The sequence below is a fragment of the Natrarchaeobius halalkaliphilus genome, assembly GCF_003841485.1.
Classification (GTDB): Archaea; Halobacteriota; Halobacteria; order Halobacteriales; family Natrialbaceae; genus Natrarchaeobius; species Natrarchaeobius halalkaliphilus.
The window spans coordinates 41,154-61,685 of record NZ_REFY01000006.1 but is presented as its reverse complement, the minus strand read 5'-3'; the positions used below and the strand labels follow the sequence as shown (position 1 = coordinate 61,685).

Genomic DNA, 20,532 nt, shown 5'->3' with positions numbered 1-20,532 from the left:
AAGATGCTGTGGCTTGCACCGGCGAGTCGAGACAGTTCGAACCGCTCGAGACGAAGCCGACCGGCGGGAGTCGCTTCGAGGACCGTTACTCTTCGGGTGAAGCGGCTTCCCGGACCGACTCCCAGCGCCCGTTCGACTCGAGATGACTCTGGAGTTCAGCGGCGTACTTCTGGGTGAGATCCTCTGCAGCCTCGAGTTTCGCCTCGTCGCTACCGCTATCGGTTGTGCCGCTGAATCCGAGTGCCCCCTTGATCGAGTCGACGATCCCACCGCCGGACGAACTCGGCTGCGATCCGCCTTCGGCACCCATCGCACCCATACTCGACTGGATGTTCTCGAGTTCGGGGATGACCTGGTCGACCTGATCCGTGTTGGCGACCATTCGCGCCTGCTCGGGATCGTCGGGCTGTTCGATCTCGAACGTCGTCGCCGTCATGATCAAACTCCACTCCTGGTTCGAAAACTGCGAGTCCTGAATGTGCGTTGAAAACTCCTGGTCGACCGTCATTCGCTCACCGACGATCTGGTCGGTCCACGATGGTTCGCTCATACGGGACGGTTGGTCTGGTGATCGTATCAGCGTTTCCCTCGACGCTCGCTGCGTTTCGGCCCCGGACGGACCCAACGGTGGCGAGAGACGCGATCAACACGACGGAATCAGTCCGACGGAATCAATCCACTCGCTCCGAGGATTCGGCGTACCGCGTCGCGAGCGATGCGTAGCGGTCGGCCGTCGCCTCGAGACGCGGATCGTCGATCTCGCCTTTCGGCTCCGCGGGCGTTCCGGCGACGAGCGTCGACGGCGGAATCTCGGTCCCCTCCGTGACGACGCTTCCTGCCGCGACGATGGCACCCTCACCGACGTGACTGCCGTCGAGGACGACCGCGTTCATGCCGACCAACGCTCCCTCGGCAACGGTCGCGCCGTGAACGATTGCGCTGTGGCCGACCGTCGATCGCGAACCGAGTTCGGCGTCCTCGTGGAGAACGGCGTTGTCCTGAACGTTCGCCGCTTCTCCGATGACGATCGTTCCGTGATCGCCGCGGATCGTGGCGTTCGGCCAGATACTCGCATCGGGTTCGACGACGACGTCACCGATCACGACCGCCGCCTCGTCGACGTACGCAGCCTCAGCAACCTGCGGTTCGGTCCCCTCGAACGAACGAAGCATGTCACTCCGTGACCCGAGGAGGGCCTTGAAGCTGCCTATTATCCAACCGAATCGCTCGAGTGAGACTCGAAGAATCAGATCGAGAAATCGACGAGGCACAGAATAACGGTCCGGAACGCGCCGGCTTCGCCGTCAGAACGCGCCGGTTTCGACGCTCGTCTCCGCGTGGAGCTGCGTTTTGAGCGCGTCGTGAACCTTGCAGAGTTCGTTCGCCCGCTCGACGATTTTCTCGGCCGTCTCGTCGTCGACGTCGGCCTCGAAACTGATATCGAACGAGACGGACTCGAGTTTGTCGTCGTCGTTGAGTTCGCCCGAGGACTCGATTTCGACTCGACCGAGTTCGTCGACGCCACGCTGTTGTCCGCCGACCCGCAGGGCGGGTACGTAACAGGTCGCGTAGGTCGAAAGAAGCATCTCGAGCGTGTCGGGTGCGTCCTCGCCGGTCGCATCGATGAGCGTCTCGAAGTCCCGAACCTCGTTCGTCGCACTGAACCCCTCCTCGGAGACGGTGGTGGACTGTTTCGACATTGCAATCGTGCTATCGGTAGCTGACGCCGTAAACGTTGTTCTCGGTGAGTCGTCTCGGGAGCAAATCAGAACAGGACGTTCCACAACGCTACCACATCGAAGTCGACTCACCGATTGAGACGATCGGACAGAAGCGCCGTAAACGCCCGCTGGTCGAGGTGGGTCACAGAACGAACCGCACCGGCGTTCAGCGCGATCGCGGCTCCGAGTTTTGGGGCCTCGATCTCGAGCCACTCGCGTTCGTCGGTGACGAGGCGACTGACGCGTATCTGGCAGAATTCGTTCGTAATTCGGGTAAGCTCGGTTCGCGAACCCGCTGGCTGGCCGCGTTCGACGACGCAGTCGTCGGACGGAGCCGTTCGGGCTTCCACGGGAACGGACTCGAGAAACGAATCCTCGGATTGCCACGTGAGACACTCGAGTGCGATCGCATCCAACCGGATCGCCGTATCGGTGTCCTCCACGTCGAACTCGAGGCGTTCCCCTCTGGGCGTCTCGATTCGACGAACGGAGATACTGATACCGCGTTCAGTTAGCCGCACGAGTGGCTCCGCGGTTACGGAACCGTGTGTCGAGTGAGTAGTCATGGTTACAAAAAGATAGAGAGGTTTCTGGTCGCGAGTACCGTCTGATCCAGGTGAACGGTTCGGCGTGCCAATCGAAACCCCTCGTCGGCCCGACGGAGAACGTCCACTCGCTCGCCGGCGATGAGATCGTGATCGCTTTCGTCGCCCTGGCTCCGATAGACGATACTATTGCTCTTGACGGTCACGTCGTCGGCCGTTTGCTCGACCACCCGCACGTTGCCGACGATTCGCCGCGTTCGTGACGGTGGATTTTCCGCCCAGGCGTACTCCTTGTCGTACCGTTCCACTCTGGTCCGTAACGTCCCCTTATCGTCGCGAAAGAGGAATCCTTCGTCGCTGAACTCCGCGGCCTCCGCGCCACGTTCTCTCATCACTCGACGGGGGACGCGGTACTCGACATCGTCCGTCAGGAGGTCGAGCCACTCGTGGAGACGCTGATCGTCCAGGAGTTCGGCCTCGTTCACCAGGAACTGCCGACACTCCAGCGTGAGAACGAGGTCGTCGTTCATCGATCGTCCTCCCGGTCGGGGTCGATTCGTGATCCGGTCATCGCCCGGTACCAGCTCCGGTAAAACGTCCGCATCGTCCCGTCCTCGAGGTTCGTATCGTACACTTCGCCAGGGCCGGGCCACTCCTCCGAGATGTTCGTCGCTTCGCCCATCCCCTCGATTCCCATCTGGAAGTTCGACGTCGAGCGGTGCTTCGTGACGTACGTGCTTCCGGCCGCTTCGGCGATGCCGTCCCACACCGCGAAATCGTCCACCTCGAAGCTTCCGGAGACGCTGAACGTTGCAATCCCGGTATCGTAGGCTCGCTGTTTGAACTCCTCGGAGGCGGTTTTCGGAACCAGTATCCAGTTCCACAGCTGGGTCGTTTTCGGTCCGATCGGTTGCCACTTCCGGAGGTTGAGAAAGGCGGTCACCTCTCGGTCGTCCGGATCGGCGTTCAGATTCATTTGCAGGAACGAGAGGTTCGGAAAGACCGTTCCGACGCTCGAGACGAGTCCTCTGGCGATCTCGAACTGATCGGACGACAGCCCGTCGACCGAAAAGACCTCCGACGGATATCCGCCGGTGAGCGTGCCGTCTTCCAGGTACGCGAGCATACACGAGTGGCCGCTACAGTTCGTCACGTCCGCCGGTGCGCGGTCGGATCCGGTGGCGGACAGTTCCGGCGGAAAGATGTCGAGATCCATCGCCGACTTGTGGGTGGCGAGCGTGTGGTAGGAATCGCCGGTGAAGTTGTCGGCACCGATCTTCCAGTTCGTGTCGATCTCCCACCTGATCGGCTCACCGACGACCTCGAAACCCTCCTCGAGGAATCCGAGGTTGAGATCCAGATACCAGGTGAAATCTCCGAGGTACTCCGAAAGCGGCGGGGCGTCCGCCGAGATGGTCGCGAAGACGAGCCCGCGGTAGCTGTCGACTTGCGGTGCGGACTCGAGGGCGTGTTCGCACATGTCGAGTTCCTGGTAACACTGGTCTTTGTACGGAACGCCGACCAGCTCGCCGGTGTTCTTGTACGTCCAGTTGTGGTAGGGACAACGGAAGTGACTGGTGTTGCCCTGTTCGGCCCGGACGACGGTCGTTCCACGGTGTTGACACGAATCGAAGAGAACCCGAATCTCACCGGTCTCGTCGCGGACGAAGATGAAGGGGCTGTCACCGATGTATCGCTTCGCGTAGTCGCCCGGTTCCGGGATCTCGGAAACGTGACCGACGAACACCCACGTTTCACCGATCACTCTCTCGAGTTCCGCTTCGTGAATGTCCCGGTCGTTGTGTATTCGAGACGGGATCTCACCGGTTTCCGTTACCCTGCCGACGTCCTCGACGACGTCGCGGACGTCTCGAGGTATAGATGATTGCGTGGTACTCTCAGCCATAATTTGTTCGATGGTTGCCGTCGATTTCGAGTAAGGATTGCCCCCTACGTGTAGGGGTGTACAAACCATCGTGATCGGACGAGACCGGGTCCGGACACTGAAACGCTCGAAAACCGAACGGTTCGATCGAAGGCCTTACGCGACGGTCGACTGAGTGTGGTCGTCCGTCGAGGACTCTACCGGACTGATTCGCGCGCCGAGCCAGCCGAACGTCTGATCGAGGACGATCACGAGGACGGCGCCGGGAATGGCACCGGCCAACAGGATTTCGTTCGCGTAGCGCTGCTGGCCGAGGATGATCCACTGGCCGAGCCCACCCGCCCCGATGAACGCGCCGAGATAGGCGATACCGACGCTCAGGACGATAGTGGTGCGAATGCCGGCGATGATGACCGGAAGCGCAAGCGGCAGTTCGATCCGCCACAGACGTTGGAGGCGCGTCATTCCCATTCCTCGACCGGCCTCAACCTGTGCGGCCTCCACGTTTCGTATCCCCGCAGTCGTGTTTTTCAAGATCGGTAACAGCCCGTACAGAAACAGGGCGAGTATGGCCGGCCGCGGTCCGACGCCGAGAAACGCGAAGGTGAGCGCGATAACGCCCAGCGGAGGAACGGTCTGTGCGATCGCACCCATGTTCATCACCGCCGTCCCGACGGCCTGATGGCGCGTGGCTGCGATCCCGGCCGGCACCGCAACGGCAATCGCGGCCGTGACGCCGATGACGACCATCTGCAGGTGCTCGCGGAGCATCGTCGCGAACGAGCCCGGATTCTCGAGGATGTATTCGATCCAACCGGTCAGTACCAGCGGAATCGACAGCGCCTGCAACAACGCGCTTACGGCCGTCTCAGACATGGTTTTCCTCGATGGGGCGTGAAGACTCCTCGAAGACGTGTCGGAGGTGCGTTTCGGTGATCGATCCGACGACGGCATCCGATTCGACGACCGGAACCGCGTCGGTGTCGCTACGAAGCCACGCCTGAACCGCCAGTCGGAGCGTATCGTCCGGCGAGAGCGTCGGGACGTGATCGGCGGTCGGTGCCTCGTCTGCAGGACCCATGACGTCCCGGACGAAGACGGTCTGTAGCTGTGCCAACTGTCTGTCTTCTCCGAGGAACGACTCGACGAAGGCGTCGTTCGGGTTCCGGAGCAGTTCCGCAGGTGGATCGTACTGGATCAGTTCGCCGTCTCGCATCACAGCGACCCTATCGCCCATCTTCAGTGCCTCATCGATATCGTGAGTGACGAAGACGATGGTCACGTCGAGTCCCTCCTGAATGCGACGGAACTCGTCCTGGAGCTGTTCGCGCGTGATCGGATCCAACGCACCGAACGGTTCGTCCATCAGCATCACGTCGGGTTCCGCGGCCAGTGCCCGCGCGACGCCAACTCGCTGTTGCTGGCCGCCCGACAGTTCCGGTGGGTATTTCGTCCGAACCTCGTCCCCCAGGCGCACGAGCTCGAGCAACTCGGTGACGCGGGTTTCGATGCGGTCGTCGTCCCAGCCGATGATGTCGGGGACGATACCGACGTTCTCCTCGATCGTCATGTGTTTGAACAGTCCGATATCCTGGATGACGTAGCCGACTTTCCGACGGAGCTCGATCGGATCGTACTCGGTAAGTGACGTCCCGGCGACGGAGACCTCCCCCGACGTCGGCTCGACGAGCGCGTTGACCATCTTCATCGTGGTCGTTTTTCCACAGCCGGATGGACCGACGAGCGTGGCGGTCTCCCCGTTCGGGACGGAAAACGAGACGTCGGATACCGCCTCCGTTCCGTCGTTGTATATTTTCGTTACGCCGTCGAAGGTAATCGAGTTGGACGTGGTCGGGTTCGGTGTGTCGTGGCTCATGTGTCGATAACCTCGCTATTGGGAAGGAGCTTGACCGTGGCCGCAAGACCGTAGTCGAGAACGATCGCTAGCGCGGAGAGGACGATCGTCGCACCGATGATCTGATCGGCATTGGCAAGCCTGATGCCCGCAAAGATAGAGCGGCCAAGGCCGCCAGCGCCGAAGTAGGCGGCCACCGTCGTAATGGCGATCAACAGAACGGTTGCCTGTCGGATACCGGCCATAATGACTGGGTACGCCATCGGCAGCTGTACCCGAACGAGCAGTTGGCGATCGGTTAGCCCGAGCCCGCGGCCAGCCTCGCGGATGGCGTCGTCGATTCCCGCGATTCCGACGACGGTGTTTCGCATGATCGGCAGCGCAGAGTACAACACCAGCGCGACGATCGCCGGCGCCTCGCCGATCCCGAAGAACGGAATAAGAAGCGGTAACAGCGCGAGGCTCGGGATCGTCAGAACGATGCCCGATGCGCCGAGGAGCACCTGCGAAACGCGCTCGTTGTTTCGGATGAGGATTCCGATCGGCACCCACAGGACGATCCCGATAACGAGCGCAGTCAGCGCGATCGACAGATGCTCGATCGATTGACGAATCAGAACGTCGCTGTTGGAGCTCATCCAGTCGATCGTTTCGACGAGAGTAACCATCGTCAGATGTGACCGTTCGTCTCGAGGAAATCGTGAGCAACGTTCCCTGGGTCATCTCCGTCGATCGAAACGCGACCGTTGAGCTCTCGAATCGTTTCCGCGTCGAGTTCGGGTGTGACCGAGTTGAACGACTCCCTGATGTCTTCGGTGAGGACGTCCTGACGAACGTTCGGTGCGGGATTGTAGATGACGAAGTGGTTTCGCGTATCGTCGATCACCTCGAGATCGTAGCGCTCGATCTCGGCGTCGGTTTCGAATGCGAACGCGACGTCGACCTCTCCTTCGTCGACTGCCTGTACCGCGAGACCGAGATCCATGTTGACCGTCTCGATGTCGTCCGCACTCTCTTCGAACTCGTAGGTGTCGGGAAGACCAGCCCAGCCGTCCTCGCGATCCTCGATCTCCGGGTTCATTCCGACGCTAAAGTCCGTATTGCCCGCCTGAGCGTGCTCCGAAAGCTCCTCTAGATCGGAGACGCCCGTCTCATCGACCCAGTCGTCGTTCGAAACGATGACGTACGTATTGTTGAACGGCGCCGGCTCGAGCCACTCGATTCCGAAATCGTCCTCGTACTCCGCTGCGACCTGCTGGTAGAGCTCCTCGGAGTCGTCGATCGGTTCCTCGTGTTCGAGGATGTTCAGCCAGGCCGTCCCCGTATACTCCCAGTACAGGCCGACCTCCTCGTTTCGCAGAGCCTCGAAGTTCGCCATCGTCCCACCGAGTCCGGTGCTGTCTTCGGTCTCGTGGCCGTCCGCCTCGAGAAGCTCCTGACTGATGTTCGCCAGGATGAACTGTTCGGAAAACTCCTTCGAGGAGACGCCGATCGAATCGTCGTCGAGCATCCCGAGACACCCTGAAAGGCTCGTCCCGATCGCACCGGCACCAGCTCCCGCGAGTACTCCCCTCCGCGTGATACTATCTCGCATATGCTATCTCATGCCAGTTGTCCACAGTAACCGTTGTCCCCTACATGGAGGGCAGTTAAAGTGATGGGGAGTGTTCCGGAAGCAATCACAGCCATAGAAACGGGGAATTAGACAGTGTACGAAAAGATATTAGACGTAAATATGTACGTTTGGTCGCCGGATGTCGAGGATATCAGTCGATGTCGACTCCGGTCGATTCGACCACGTCGACGATCGTACCCGAGAGCACCGCCTCCGTCAGTGAAGCGATGTGATCGAAAGCGGGTTCGTCCTCGATCGGGTCCTGGACGATCGCGTTCACGTACTCGAGTAGTTCCTCGAGCGCGGTAGTCGTCGAAATATCTCCCACGAGATTGTGATATCGATTCGCACACAGCAATTCGATTGCCAGGATTCGACCCACCGTCTCGACGGTGTCGGCCAGCGCTCGAACGCTGATCGTCCCCATCGAATGGATGTCTTCCTGCCCGCCGGAAACGGTAACAGAAGAGGTACTTACACCGTCCGTTGCGAGTGTTTCCGCCAGTAATCCGCTCGAAGTGTACTGGGTCATCATCAGTCCAGACTCGACGCCGGGATCGGCGGCGAGGAACGGATAATCCGTCTGTCTGTTCTGCAGGAGTCGTTCGTTCCGACTCTCGCTGATCGAGCCGAGTTTAATAACGACCGACCGGAGCGAATCGGCCGCACTCGAGATCGGCTGTCCGTTGAACGTACCACAGGAGTAGAGCTTGCCGTCCGGGAAGACGAGCGGGTTGTCCGAAGCGCTCCGAAGTTCGGTGTCGACGGTCTCTCGAGCGAACGAGAGGTGCGAGCGGACCGTCCCGTGAACCTGTGGGATGACCCGCAGCGAGAGCGGGTCCTGGACCATCTTCGGCGACGAGCCGTCGACGTTCCCGTCCAGAAGCGTCCGGACGTTGGTCGCGGTCGTGGCGTGACCGTCGTGTGGACGGACGTCGCTAACCCGGCTGGCGAACGTCTCCGGTGCGTCACCGATGAGTTCGAATGTGAGCGCACTGACGATGTCAGCAGTTCGAACGAGCCGATCGACATCGCGAACGCAAAGCGAAAGCATCCCCGTCATGACGGACGTGCCACTGACTATCGACATCGCTTCTTTGGGCGCTAGCTGTACGGGATCGATATCCGCTCGCTCGAGCGCTTCACCTCCCGAAACTACCTCTCCGTCGAGTTCGGCTGTTCCCTTCCCGAGGAGGACCAATCCGACGTGTGCGATCGCCGTGAGATCGTCGGTCGAACCGCCGAGATAGAGACGAGGATGGACGCCCTCGTTCAACATCGCACAGAGCTTCTGGACGAGTTCGGGTCTCGCCCCCGATCGTCCCGTTGCGAACGTATTCGCTTTCGTCGCCATCGCGGCACGAGTGATCTCCGTCGACGCGAGAGGTTCGACGCCGGTAATCGAACTCTCGATTATGTTCTCTTGCATCTCGAGAATCCGATCTCGTGAGATGGATTTCTCGTGGAGATCGCCAACGCCCGCATTGACGCCGTAGACGTGATAGTCGTCCCGTCGAACGACGTCATCGACGATCGCTCGCGTCCGTTCCATTCGCTCGACCGCTTCGGTCGGGAGTGAAACGGCGGCGTTCCCGCGAGCGATAGCGACGATATCCTGCGTCGAAAGCGTACCAGTTAGTTCGATCATGGGTTGAACGGGGTCGGGATCGGTCTGCTCGAGTCGACTCGAGAGTTACCGGCTGGCGAGGTACATTCGGTCGCGCCGGCGGCGGCAGTCGCAACTCGTGGGCGACAGGTCCGTTCGTCGTTCGGACACCCCTCGATCGACCGCCGTGATCTGCGTTTCGGAGTGGAGCACATCACGTCTCGAAGACATCGTAGACGGGGGCTGGCAACTCAGTCATCGACGGTTGCGCCGCGAGTGCCAACAACTCGCAGTGTGTGATCGGCGTACGACACCATTCGTGAGTACGAGTCCGCGCTGATCGAGTAAAGATTCTGCCCGATATATAGGGGTCTTAATCCGCCTTTCCGTAGGTCGCTGGATAATAGTTCTCGGTAATGAACGTCGCCAGCGTCTGCGTGGCTCGATTGAGGTGTTCTCCGACGGTCGATTTGTGCAGATCCAACTCGGTACCGAGTTCCTCGAGTGAAACCCGACTTGGCTGGTCATAGTACCCCCGCTCCAGTGCCAACGACAGCACTTCCATCTGGCGGTCGGTGAGTTCCGAAAGCAGTGTCGACCACGTCAATGGGTTCGGAAGCGTCGAAAACTCGGCCCCGGAGATGAGTTGTTCGATGGAGACCGTACAGATTTCGTCTAACCGGTCGATGAGAAAGGAAAGCTGGTCCCGATTCCAGATGAGCGTATCGATGTAGAACCACCCGTTTCGAAAGAACGACGGCTCGAAAAGGAGATATTCGTTTTCGGTGAGAATGCGAAAAGGGGTCATCCGATCGAACACGGCGGTGACGAACAAGACTGCGTATTCGTGTGTCGTGTCCAGTGACTGCTCGATAACGTCGACTCTCGTGTGGTAGGGCGCTTTCTCGATAATCTCGATACCCCTGGAAACGTCCTCGCCGTAAAGGCGAACCAGTGCCTTGTAGTGAGTGTCGAGCAAACTGGCTGTGAAAATATCACCCTGGATGTCGTACTGGCCGATTCGTTCCGTCCAGTCGTCGGTCATCCGAATTCGCAACCGAACAGATGCAATCCGGTCCTCGTTTAACTCGCTCGAATCCATTATCCAGCACGGTTCCTCTTTAGCGTAATAGGTATTTCCCCGATCGGAGCGTCGATTTCGACGCGCGCTGTGATCGACCGTTCCTGATCAGGAGGCGAACGTAATCGCAATACGTGACAGTCAACGGAAGTGTAACCGCTACTGTGTGTGGTAGTTCCCTCGCGTTCACGCGGGCAAGGTGGGCAATCGAGACGTCCGCAGACGGAACCGTGACACAGACCGAAAGTCCGCAGAGAATTACCTAGAGGTCGAACGGTTCGTCGGCCTCGAGAACGTGTACCTCGGCGTCGCTTCCGGTCGCCCCCACTTCGCTCACGAAGTCCTCCGGATCCTGCTCGATCGGTGGAAAGGTGTCGTAGTGCTGGGCGAACGCGTGGTCGACCTCGAGCCAGTCGACGGCGATCGCGGCCTGCTGAGGTCCCATGGTGAAGTGGTCACCGATCGGAACGATCGCCGCATCGGGCTCTAGGTACTGGCCGACGACGTCGCGCATCTCGCTCATCAGCGAGGTGTCGCCCGCATTATAGACCGTCGTTCCATCGTCGTCGGCCGTCGGATGGGTATCGGAGATGACGAAGCCGGCGGGCATACCGCCGCTAGTGTCGTTTTCGGTCATGATTCCGTTCGTGTGGTCAGCGCGGGTCATGGTGACGAAGGCGTCGCCACATTCGACGGTGCCGCCGAGATTCATCCCCATTCCGCCGACGGCGTCCTCGAAGCCGAACTCCTCCTGGCAGTAAGAGACGATTTCGGGCGTTGCCACGAGCGTCGCATCCGAGAACGCGCCTGCGTGAGCGATGTGATCGGCGTGGCCGTGTGTCAACAGCACGTAGTCGGGCTCGCCGACGTCCGACGGCTCGAGGTCCGTCTGTGGGTTATCGAAGAACGGATCGATCAACAGGTTCGTTTCGCCAACGGTAACGTACCACGTCGAGTGGCCGTGCCAGGTGAGCTCCATAGCACCCGAACAGTTACCGTGAACGGAACTTAAAACTGGGTGAGAGCGAAGAGACGTTCCGGGTTCGAGGAATCGTCGCGAGGATGTCAGTGTCGTTTTTTAGCCGGGGGTCCTACGGGAGGTATGCTCGCACTCACGCTCGAGGAGTTTATGGTCGAGTTAAACGAGGGATCGATCAAAAACGTCGGCCCGACGAACAAGTCCGCGACGGTCAAGCTATTCGACGTCGACTCGGCGTCGGCCCGCGAGTTCGGGGACAAGCGGGTCAAACTCGTCTTCGAGGACGACGAGGACAACGAGATTCAGGTTTCATTGTTCCCGGAAGAGGTTCGGTCGCTTGCCGACGATATCGACGAACTCGAGGAGGAATCCGCCGTCTTCGAGTGAGACGGCGGCGATCGGCCTGGATGCCGATCGAAATTTCCGCCGAGCGAATTTCGACAACCGTTTTAGGGCGAAACTGCTTGAACCGAATAGATGGGTAACTGCATCATCTGTGGCAAACCAGTTGACGGAGAAATCTGTGAGAGCCACGAGGAGGACGCTGTCTTCGAATTTCGAGGCACCGCTTCCTCACAGCTCACCCCCGGTCGGTACTACCGGGGTACCGTCGATGGCTATGCCGACTTCGGCGTCTTCATCGACATCGGAGACCACGTCACTGGCCTGTTGCATAGAAGCGAACTCGACCAACGACTCGAAAGTCTCGACTGGGAGCCGGGCGACGAAATGTTCGTCCAGGTTCTCGACGTCAGGGACAACGGCAACATCGACCTCGGCTGGTCGATCCGACAGCGCGAACGCGAGTTTCGCGGTCACCTGATCGAGACGGCTGACGACGAATACCGTCCCGAGGAGGCCGACGATTCGACGGACGCGTCGGAGACGGACTCCGACGAGGAGCCAACGGAGACGGGCATGAGCTCCTCGAACGACGGGTCTGCAGATTCCGATACCGACCGTCCGGCTCCGGAGTCACCGACCGGAACGGAACCCGTTGCGGCCACGGAGGGAACCGTCGCCACCGAGAGCGCCGCGGCCGTTTCACCGGGGACCGATGCCGACGACGCCGACGACGAAGAACCGGAGCCCGCGCTCAACCGAACGACGATCGACGCCATCGACAATCAGATCGGCAGCGTCGTCCGACTCGAGGGCGAGATCACGGGCGTTCGCCAGACCAGCGGCCCGACGGTCTTCGAACTGCGCGATGAGAGCGCGACCGTCGAGTGTGCCGCCTTCGAAGAGGCGGGCGTCCGGGCCTACCCCGACGTCGACATCGACGACATCGTCGCACTCGAAGGCGAGGTCGAACGTCACAACGGTGACCTCCAGATCGAGACGGAAACCCTCGAGATCCTCGAAAACGAAGAGCGCCAGACGATCGTCGACCGCCTCGAGAGCGCAATCGAGCGCGAGGCCCGTCCGGCGGAGATCGTCACGCTTGCAGCGCACGAACCAGTCGCGGCCGTCGAGGACGAGCTGGGTGACGCGACGACGACGATTCGGCGTGCCATCATAGAGGCCCGGCCGATCGTCGTACGCCACCGCGCAACCGCCGACGGCTACGTCGCAGGTGCGGCCATCGAACGCGCCGTGTTGCCGCTTGTTCGTGAGAAACACACCCGCGACGACGCCGAGTATCATTACTTCGAGCGCCGGCCACTCGACGACCGCGTCTACGGTATGGACGCCGCAACCGACGACGTCACCGCGATGCTCGAGGCGCGCGATCGTCACGGCGAGCAGCTTCCGCTCGTCGTTCTGGTCGATGCCGGTTCGACCGTCGAATCCGTCGACGGCTACGACTTGCTCTCGCTCTATGACGTCGACTCGGTCGTCATCGACGACAGCCGCGCGGACGAGGAAATCGCCGATGCCGTCTCGACGGCGGTAACGCCGTCGCTCGCCGGCGTCGACGTTTCCGGGCTGACGGCGACGGCTCTCGCCGCGAACGTCGCGGCCCACGTCAACGAAGACGTCAGAGAGGACGTCGAGCACCTTCCGGCCGTCAGCTACTGGGAGGACACGCCCGAGGCGTACCTCGAGCTCGCAACCGACGCTGGCTACGACGAGACGACGATCTCCGAGCGACGCGAAGCAGTCGCACTCGAGGCGTACTACCAGTCCTACAAGGACAAGCGGGAACTCGTCGCAGATCTCCTGTTCGATGACGGAGAGGAGCCCGGAACCGGGCGAGACGGCGACCTCGCGGCTCACGTCTCAGAACAGTTCCGTGCAAAACTCGAGACGGAACTCGAAACCGCACGCCAGAACCTCGAACTCGAAGACGTCGACGGACTCTCCGTCGCCGTTCTCGACACGGGAGCGTTCACCCACCGTTACAACTTCCCGACGACGACGCTCCTGCTCGACGCGTTACACCGCCGCCAGCGCGACGACGCCGACGGCGATCGGTTCGTCACGCTCGGAATCGGTGACGACGAACTCCACGTCCGCGCGACCGAGTCGCTCGACGTTCGCGAACTCGGTGACGCGATCGCACAGACGGTTCCGGACGGCGGCGTCCGGGTCGTCGGCGGTCAGGACGGCCACGTCGAGTACCTCCCCGGCGAGCGGGGCGCCGTTCGCGCGGCCGCACTCGACGCACTCCCGAAAACGCTCGAATAACTCGAACCGAACGCCGACGTCGCGCGACGACGGACGCGTCAGTCCTGTTCCTCGGGACGCTCGCTCCTCGAGTGACGACACCGACCGATCGCTCGGCTGCTCGTGTACGTGGAAACAATTTTCGGGAAGGACTGTGAATGGTTCGACATGAACGACGATCCCGCGACGCGCTTCCGTGAGAACATCACGGAGATCACGGCGATGATCGTCACCGGCCTCTGGCTCGTTGGTCTGTTTACTAACCAGTGGTGGTGGCTTCCCCTCTTACTCGTCGGCTACATCGTCGTCGTTCCGCTAGTCGCCCTGTTGTTTGGCGACGAGTCCGACCGCGAGGAGTGGTGGGACTGGTGGGACGACGACTCCGAGGACGAGTCGTGGGAGTCGGAAACGGACTCGGGCGAGGACGACGAGAGCGTCGACGCGAGTTCATCGACGAACCGAGTCGACAGCAACGCGGATGCCCTCGAGACGCTTCGAGACCGATACGCTGCGGGCGAACTGACCGACGCACAGTTCGAACAAAAGCTCGAGCGGTTGCTCGAAACCGAAACGCTCGAGGACGCCGACCGTTGGCGACGGGACGCACGCGAAGATCGAACTCATCGCCAGTTTCGCGATTCGAACGAGGACTCGAACCTCGAGTACGAGACGTAATCGTTTCTCCGAGCCGGACAACAGGGGTTCGAGTCCGACACGCTTATTCACGACGCACCCAGAAATCCCAGTAGTGAGTACCGAGACGCCCGATCCGACCGAGACGGAGGCCTTCGAGCAGGTCTGTGCGACGCTCGTCGAGCGGATTCTGGCGGGCGAGATCGAACGCGACGAGGTCGAAAAAGCCAAACTCGAGGCCTGTTCGGAGCACTCGGCTCCGAAGGTGCCGAAGAACTCCGAACTGCTGGATCACGCACCGAACGAACACCGTGAGGTTTTGGAGCCGGTGCTCCGGCGCAAACCCGTCCGGACGGCCTCGGGCGTCTCGCCGGTCGCGATCATGACGTCCCCCGAGCGCTGTCCTCACGGGAAGTGTCTCTACTGTCCGGGCGGTCCCGACTCCGAGTTTTCGTCCTCCCAGAGCTACACGGGCGAAGAACCCGCAGCGGCACGCGGCGTCCAGAACGACTACGATCCGTACGGGCAGGTCACGCTCCGTCTCGAGCAGCTCCGAGAGATCGGCCACCCGGTCGACAAGGTCGAACTCATCCTGATGGGCGGGACGATGACCGCACGGAGCCACGATTACCAGGAGTGGTTCGTCAAGCGCGCCTTAGAGGCGATGAACGACTACGACGTCGACAAGGAGCCCGAACCGGCCGAAGGCGAAAGCTTCGCGCAGGATCCGTCGGAGTACGAGTGGAACTACGTCGAGGACGTTATCGCGGAAAACGAGACCGCGGACGTCCGCAACATCGGAACGACCTTCGAGACCAAACCGGACTGGTGCGATCCCGAACAGATCGACCGGATGCTCGACCTCGGCGGGACGAAAGTCGAAGTCGGCGTCCAGACGACCTACGAGCGCATCAACAGGGACATGCACCGCGGCCACGGTACCGCGGATTCGATCGACGCCAACCGCCGGCTCCGAGATTCGGCGTTCAAAGTCGGCTTTCACATGATGCCCGGCCAGCCGGGGATGAGCACGGAGATGTGTCTCGAGGACTTCCGTCGGATCTTCGAAGGCGAACAGTGGAAACCCGACTACCTGAAGATCTACCCGACGTTGATCGTCCGGGGAACCGCCACCTACGACTGGTGGCACAACGGCGAGTACGATCCCCTCGACAACGACGAGGCCGCCGAACTGGTCGCAGAGATCAAGTCGATGATCCCCAGGTACACTCGTCTCCAGCGCGTCCAGCGGGACATCCCGGCGGACTTCATCGACGCCGGCGTCTGGAAGTCGAACCTCCGGCAGCTGGCCCGACAGCGCATGGACGACCACGGCTGGACGTGCGAGTGCATCCGCTGTCGCGAGGTCGGGATGAACGACGAGGAGCCCGAGTCCATCGAACTCGACGTCATGAGCTATGAGGCCTGTGGCGGCACCGAACGGTTCATCTCCTTCGAGGACTTCGAAAAGGATCTACTGATTGCGTTCTGTCGATTGCGCTTTCCGAACGAACCGGTTAGACCGGAACTCGAGAACGCCGCGCTGATCCGCGAACTTCACGTCTACGGCTCGGAAGTGGCAGTCGGGAACGACAGCGAGACGGACCAACACCAGCACCAGGGGTACGGCCGTCGCCTCATGGAACGAGCCGAAGAACTCGCGGCCGACGCGGGCTACGACAAACTCAGCGTGATCTCGGGTATCGGCGCTCGAGAGTACTATCGGAACAAACTCGGCTACCATCAGGACGGGCCGTACGTGAGCAAGCGACTGTGAGAGCGGCCGAGAGTTCGTTTGGTTCGCGCGTCGTGGTTCCTCCACCGTCACGAGTCATCGTCTTACATCGTAGCTGATCATCACCCCTTCACCGTAGCGGTTCACGATTCGTGCGTCGTGACGATCCAGGTTCACACTGCGAGTACCGTATCGACGAGCAACATCAACGCGAAGCCGAGGATGAACGTCGCCGTCGCCGTGTCGGCGTAGCCGTGTCCGTGGCTCGAGGGAACGAGCTCCCGAAAGACGACGGCGATCATCGCACCCGCGGCGAAGCCGGCGGCGATCGGGAAGAGACCGGAGACCACAATGACCAGCGAAAACCCGATTGCGGCGGCGATCGGCTCCGGAACGCCGCCCGAGAGGGTCGTATAGAGGACCGTTTTCGATCGTGAGACTCCGGCTCGAGCGGCGGGGACGGCCATCGCGAAGCCGTCTGGAACGTTCTGGACGGCGATGGCGGTCGCGATGGCGAACCCCAGCGCCGTTTCGCCGCTGGCGAATGCGATCCCGACCGCAAGTCCCTCCGGAACGTTGTGAATCGTGACGGTGCTGCCGACGAGCGCCGCTCGTCGCAGGTCCTCGGCGCTCGAGTGGTCGTCGACGGTCGGTTCGTCGCGTTCGCGCTCGCTCGTGCCGGGTCCGCCGTCATCCTGAAGCGGATCGTCGACGACGGCGGTTCCTTCGATTCGATCTCGTCGAAAGCGAAGGTGCATGTGCGGTAAGATGGCGTTGACCGAGAGCAAGAACGTCCCGCCCAGCAAAAGGCCGGCGACGACCTCGGACGGCGATCCGAGCTCGAGGCCGGGAACGATTAGGGCGAAGACGGCCGCACCGACCATGATTCCCGCGGCGAGTCCGAGCGCACCGTCGTAGACGCGATGGCTCACCCGATCGGTGACGAGAACCGGGAGCGCTCCGAGGCCGGTTACACAGCCCGCGATCGCGGCGACGACGACGACCTCCCCGAGCGACGTCATGTGTCTTGCTCACCGTGGCGACGGATATCGTTGACGCACCGTCACAGTAGTTGCTGTGTCACCTTCTCCGCCCTGAAGGGAGGCTCTCGTCGGTGGACTCCCGTTCTGGCCTGAATTAGGCAGACGAATACTCGCCGTTCACGTTCGGCGTCCCCGAGTTCAGGGCGAGGTGACGTGTCGCCCCTCCGTGTGGGGACTTTTGCCCCGCGCGGAGAATTACCTCGAGGCAGGGGAGCTGTAAGCGATCAAGCTCGATCAATCGATCGTGATCTCGAGTTCGAGCACGCCCAGGTAGGACGGTGCGTTTCCGCCGCTGGTTCGGAACTCGGTCGGCGTGGAGTCGACGTACTGGTAGAACTCAGACTGTGTCGAAGGGAGCATGGTCGAGCCGTCCTCGCGCTGCAAGAACGCGGGTGCGTTCGTCCGCTGAATTCGATCGATCTGTTCGTTCCAGTCCTCGCCGCTGTGGAGGAAGATCCCGAACGAAAACCGACCCGCCGACACCGCCTCGCGTGTGCTTTCGAAGTGATCGGACTCCTCAACCCGGTACTCCTCGTCGCTCAACCAGGCGATCGCGGCGAGTCCCTCCGTGCGAAGGAGATAGGCGTTCCAGGTGAGCGTATCGTCGAAGATCTCCCAGGCGTTTCGCGGACCGACGGTGTCGACCTGGACGCTGAACGCGGGTCGTCCCCGCGAACCGGTCGGTTCGTGGACGAACGTCGCGTCGTAGCCAGGCACCCGGATCCCCCGATCGTGGTAGACGATGCCGTCGGCGTCGATGTCGAGGTCGTGTTGTTCGTCGAGTTGCGCGACGAACTCGCGGACCGGAATCCCGCCGGAGTCCTCGAGCCGGTCGAAAAACGCCGGGAGTTCGTTGACCTCGGACCACCCCTGCGGAGAGCTCATGCTCGAGTCAAGTGTCCCGGTCCGGATTAGCTTTTCCGACCGACGTCGTCGACGGATCCGCGTTTCGATCGACCGCGTCTCGAGCCACGGCGGATCGACGGGTGTCGGTTCGGAGCGACACGTCTTTTTGACAGCGCCGGCCAGATACGGGTATGGATCCAAAGCGGGAGCTCACGAGCGTCGACCTCGCCGCCCTCGTCGGGGAACTCGGGACCTACGAGGGAGCGAAAGTCGACAAGGCCTACCTCTACGGCGACGATCTCGTCCGGCTGAAGATGCGCGACTTCGATCGCGGCCGGGTCGAATTGTTGCTCGAGGTCGGAGAGACCAAACGAGCGCACACGGTCGCTCCGGAGCGCGTTCCGGACGCACCGGGTCGCCCGCCACAGTTCGCGATGATGCTTCGCAACCGACTGTCGGGTGCGGACTTCGCTGGCGTCTCGCAGTACGAGTTCGACCGCATCCTCGAGTTCGTCTTCGAGCGCGAAGACGGGACCACCCGGATCATCGTCGAGCTGTTCGGCCAGGGGAACGTCGCCGTCACCGACGGCGAGTACGAGGTGATCGACTGTCTGGAGACCGTCCGCCTGAAGTCCCGAACGGTCGTCCCCGGCTCGCGATACGAGTTTCCCGACACTCGAACGAACCCGCTCACCGTCTCGCGCGAGGCGTTCGAACACGAGATGGAACACTCCGATACGGACGTCGTGCGAACGCTTGCGACCCAGCTGAACTTCGGCGGTCTCTACGGTGAGGAAATCTGTACCCGCGCGGGCGTCGAAAAGGAGATGGATATCGACGAGGCCGACGAAGACGTCTACGAGCGACTGTACAGCGCCATCGAACGGCTCGCACTCGACGTTCGCAACCGGAACTTCGACGCGCGGCTCTATCTCGAGCGCGCGGACGACGACGGCGGTGCGGACGAGGGTGACGGGACGTCCGGCGAGGATCCACAGCCGACGACCGACTCGAGTGCCGACCGCGTTCTCGACGCCACGCCGTTCCCGCTCGAAGAACACGGCGAGCTGGCCGCCGAGCCATACGACAACTTCCTGACGGCGCTCGACGATTACTTCTTCCGACTCGAGCGAGCGGACGAGCAAGCGCCGGATCCGACGGATCAACGCCCGGATTTCGAAGAAGAGATCGCGAAGTACGAGCGGATCATCGAACAACAACAGGGTGCGATCGACGGCTTCGAGCTGGAAGCGGAGGCCATGCGGGAGAACGCGGAGTTGCTGTACGCCGAGTACGGTCTGATCGACGAGATCCTGTCGACGGTCCAGAACGCTCGCGAGCAAGACCGCTCGTGGGACGAGATCGAAGAACGGTTCGAAGAGGGAAGGGATCGCGGAATCGAGGCCGCCGAAGCCGTCGTCGACATCGACGCCAGCGAGGGGCTCGTGACGGTCGAACTCGAGGGATCGCGAATCGACATCGACGCCAGCGAGGGGCTCGAGCAGAACGCAGACCGCCTCTACACCGAAGCGAAACGCATCGGGGAGAAAAAGGAGGGTGCGCTCGCGGCGATCGAAGACACGCGAGAGGATCTCGCTGCGGCCAAACGACGTCGTGAGGAGTGGGAGGCCGACGACGGCGACGGTGACGACGCCGGACGGAACGAAGACGACGACGTAGATCGGGACTGGCTCGCATCGCCCTCGATCCCGATCCGGGAAAACGAACCGTGGTTCGATCGGTTCCGCTGGTTTCATACCAGCGACGGCTACCTCGTGATCGGCGGCCGAAACGCAGACCAGAACGAGGAGCTGGTCAAAAAGTATCTCGAGCCGGGCGACACCGTGTTGCACACTCAGGCCCACGGCGGCCCCGTCACCGTCCTGAAGGCGACCGATCCGAGCGAGGCGTCCTCGTCCGATATCGATCTCCCGGACTCGAGCATCGAGGAGGCCGCACAGTTCGCGGTCACCTACTCGTCGGTCTGGAAGGACGGGCGCTACGCGGGTGACGTCTACGCCGTCGATTCGGGCCAGGTGACGAAGACGCCCGAAAGCGGCGAGTACCTCGAGAAAGGCGGATTCGCGATCCGAGGCGACCGGACGTACTACCGGGATACGCCGGTGGGGACGGCGGTCGGCATCCAGTGTGAGCCCTACACCCGCGTGATCGGCGGACCACCGTCAGCGATCGACGGCCAGGCGGCGACGACGATCGATCTCGAGCCCGGACGATACGCTCAGGCCGACGCGGCGAAGCGACTGTACCGACGGTTCCGCGAGCGATTCGAAGACGAGTCGTTCGTCCGAAAGATCGCGAGCCCGGACCGGATTCAACACTTCATGCCGCCCGGCGGAAGTCGGATCGCAGAGGAGTGA

20 protein-coding genes are annotated in these 20,532 nt (G+C 61.7%); 5 read left to right on the top strand and 15 right to left on the bottom strand.

What is annotated here, in order from left to right:
• Positions 1–85: 85 nt before the first annotated feature.
• The 13 genes from EA462_RS14765 to EA462_RS14705 form a co-directional block, all read right to left on the bottom strand.
• Positions 86–550 (bottom strand): DUF5799 family protein, encoded by a 465-nt coding sequence (locus EA462_RS14765; RefSeq protein WP_124179356.1) that lies wholly within the window; start codon positions 548–550, stop codon positions 86–88.
• Between the two features lie 121 nt (positions 551–671).
• Positions 672–1,172 carry a gamma carbonic anhydrase family protein gene (locus tag EA462_RS14760; protein WP_124179355.1) on the bottom strand — a complete coding sequence of 167 codons (501 nt, stop codon included), beginning with the start codon at positions 1,170–1,172 and terminating at the stop codon, positions 672–674.
• Positions 1,173–1,304: 132 nt separating this feature from the next.
• A complete protein-coding gene (locus EA462_RS14755) occupies positions 1,305–1,700 on the bottom strand; it encodes an OsmC family protein (protein ID WP_124179354.1) in 396 nt (131 codons plus the stop codon).
• Between the two features lie 107 nt (positions 1,701–1,807).
• A complete protein-coding gene (locus tag EA462_RS14750) occupies positions 1,808–2,287 on the bottom strand; it encodes a hypothetical protein (RefSeq protein ID WP_124179353.1) in 480 nt (159 codons plus the stop codon).
• Positions 2,288–2,289: 2 nt separating this feature from the next.
• Positions 2,290–2,796 (bottom strand): aromatic-ring-hydroxylating dioxygenase subunit beta, encoded by a 507-nt coding sequence (locus tag EA462_RS14745; protein ID WP_124179352.1) that lies wholly within the window; start codon positions 2,794–2,796, stop codon positions 2,290–2,292.
• Positions 2,793–4,172, bottom strand: coding sequence for an aromatic ring-hydroxylating oxygenase subunit alpha (locus EA462_RS14740; RefSeq protein WP_124179351.1), 1,380 nt, complete (start codon positions 4,170–4,172; stop codon positions 2,793–2,795). The genes EA462_RS14745 and EA462_RS14740 overlap by 4 nt, the downstream gene beginning before the upstream one ends.
• A gap of 135 nt (positions 4,173–4,307) precedes the next feature.
• Entirely contained in the window at positions 4,308–5,027 is a 720-nt protein-coding gene (locus EA462_RS14735) for an ABC transporter permease (RefSeq protein WP_124179350.1), read from the bottom strand.
• Positions 5,020–6,027 carry an ABC transporter ATP-binding protein gene (locus EA462_RS14730; RefSeq protein ID WP_124179349.1) on the bottom strand — a complete coding sequence of 336 codons (1,008 nt, stop codon included), beginning with the start codon at positions 6,025–6,027 and terminating at the stop codon, positions 5,020–5,022. The genes EA462_RS14735 and EA462_RS14730 overlap by 8 nt, the downstream gene beginning before the upstream one ends.
• Entirely contained in the window at positions 6,024–6,674 is a 651-nt protein-coding gene (locus EA462_RS14725) for an ABC transporter permease (protein ID WP_124179348.1), read from the bottom strand. Before EA462_RS14725 ends, EA462_RS14730 begins: the two co-directional genes overlap by 4 nt.
• Before the next feature lie 2 nt (positions 6,675–6,676).
• Positions 6,677–7,600: an ABC transporter substrate-binding protein gene (locus EA462_RS14720; RefSeq protein WP_124179347.1), complete on the bottom strand. Its 924-nt coding sequence runs from the start codon at positions 7,598–7,600 to the stop codon at positions 6,677–6,679.
• Between the two features lie 172 nt (positions 7,601–7,772).
• On the bottom strand, positions 7,773–9,269 hold the full coding sequence (locus EA462_RS14715; protein ID WP_124179346.1) for an HAL/PAL/TAL family ammonia-lyase: 1,497 nt from the start codon (positions 9,267–9,269) through the stop codon (positions 7,773–7,775).
• Positions 9,270–9,600: 331 nt separating this feature from the next.
• Positions 9,601–10,329, bottom strand: a complete 729-nt coding sequence (locus tag EA462_RS14710; RefSeq protein WP_124179345.1) for a helix-turn-helix domain-containing protein — start codon at positions 10,327–10,329, stop codon at positions 9,601–9,603.
• A gap of 241 nt (positions 10,330–10,570) precedes the next feature.
• A complete protein-coding gene (locus tag EA462_RS14705; RefSeq protein WP_124179344.1) occupies positions 10,571–11,287 on the bottom strand; it encodes a metal-dependent hydrolase in 717 nt (238 codons plus the stop codon).
• A gap of 123 nt (positions 11,288–11,410) precedes the next feature.
• On the opposite strand from EA462_RS14705, the gene EA462_RS14700 reads away from it, so the two are divergent.
• The 4 genes from EA462_RS14700 to EA462_RS14685 all read left to right on the top strand — a co-directional run bounded on the left by EA462_RS14700 (position 11,411) and on the right by EA462_RS14685 (position 16,307).
• Entirely contained in the window at positions 11,411–11,674 is a 264-nt protein-coding gene (locus EA462_RS14700; protein WP_124179343.1) for a hypothetical protein, read from the top strand.
• Positions 11,675–11,764: 90 nt separating this feature from the next.
• Positions 11,765–13,918, top strand: a complete 2,154-nt coding sequence (locus tag EA462_RS14695) for a DHH family phosphoesterase (protein WP_124179342.1) — start codon at positions 11,765–11,767, stop codon at positions 13,916–13,918.
• Between the two features lie 147 nt (positions 13,919–14,065).
• The gene (locus tag EA462_RS14690; protein WP_124179341.1) at positions 14,066–14,572 is read left to right on the top strand and encodes an SHOCT domain-containing protein; all 507 of its coding nucleotides are present in this window, start codon (positions 14,066–14,068) and stop codon (positions 14,570–14,572) included.
• Positions 14,573–14,645: 73 nt separating this feature from the next.
• A complete protein-coding gene (locus EA462_RS14685) occupies positions 14,646–16,307 on the top strand; it encodes a tRNA uridine(34) 5-carboxymethylaminomethyl modification radical SAM/GNAT enzyme Elp3 (protein WP_124179340.1) in 1,662 nt (553 codons plus the stop codon).
• 131 nt (positions 16,308–16,438) lie between these two features.
• Here the strand turns inward: EA462_RS14685 and EA462_RS14680 are convergent, their stop codons facing one another.
• Both EA462_RS14680 and EA462_RS14675 read right to left on the bottom strand, forming a co-directional pair.
• Positions 16,439–17,287, bottom strand: a complete 849-nt coding sequence (locus tag EA462_RS14680; protein WP_124179339.1) for a ZIP family metal transporter — start codon at positions 17,285–17,287, stop codon at positions 16,439–16,441.
• A 255-nt stretch (positions 17,288–17,542) separates the two neighbouring features.
• Entirely contained in the window at positions 17,543–18,193 is a 651-nt protein-coding gene (locus EA462_RS14675) for a hypothetical protein (RefSeq protein ID WP_124179338.1), read from the bottom strand.
• Between the two features lie 152 nt (positions 18,194–18,345).
• Here EA462_RS14675 and rqcH point away from each other — a divergent pair, with 152 nt between their 5' ends.
• Complete coding sequence (gene rqcH / locus EA462_RS14670) at positions 18,346–20,532, top strand: ribosome rescue protein RqcH (RefSeq protein WP_124179337.1); 2,187 nt, start codon at positions 18,346–18,348, stop codon at positions 20,530–20,532.